This window comes from Haloferax sp. Atlit-10N, assembly GCF_003586325.1.
Lineage (GTDB): Archaea > Halobacteriota > Halobacteria > Halobacteriales > Haloferacaceae > Haloferax > Haloferax prahovense.
This window is the reverse complement of sequence record NZ_PSYX01000131.1, coordinates 1-490: the sequence shown is the minus strand read 5'-3', so window position 1 is coordinate 490 and position 490 is coordinate 1. Positions and strand designations below refer to the sequence as shown.

The window sequence follows — 490 nt, the reverse complement described above, 5'->3', positions numbered from 1 at the left end:
TAATCGCGACCATGAGGATGACGCCGATGACCGGCGAGACTGCGCGGGACTCCGTGAACATTGTCTTGATTTGCATAGTTGTTTCTCCTAGGTGTGCCGGACGAGAGGCGACCGTTGAGAAAAATACGAATCGGTCCTCGAACGCCTGCGTTCTAACCTAACAGATTGTCTGACGTTCTCCGATGATATAAACTAGTATTGAGAAGGCGTTTCACGTCTCATGCGTGATTCGTACCAGAATCGGCTGGTGCTGTCGCTCACGGTGTAACGTTCGAAAAAATCGAGGTTCGGTTGACTGTGTCGCCGCGGACCGTTTAGTGCGTGTACGTTTGCAGGGTCGCGGAGTTGGAACCGGATTCGGAGGTCCAGACGAGGCGCACTTGGTCGCCGTCCTCAAGTTCGTCGCCGGCTGCAAGTTCAACGACGATGGTGTCACCGGCGTTCATGCTGTCGTCGGAGCCGGTCTTCTTCGACACAGTATCCGCGGTTA

Annotated in this window: 1 protein-coding gene and 1 pseudogene; both read right to left on the bottom strand. The window is 54.7% G+C overall.

The features are described 5' to 3' along the window. A partial coding sequence (locus C5B91_RS21520) for an archaellin/type IV pilin N-terminal domain-containing protein (RefSeq protein WP_119713045.1) occupies positions 1–76 on the bottom strand: 76 nt, incomplete at its 3' end. Between the two features lie 238 nt (positions 77–314). Then, a pseudogene (locus C5B91_RS21515) lies at positions 315–490 on the bottom strand (type IV pilin); the annotation flags it as partial.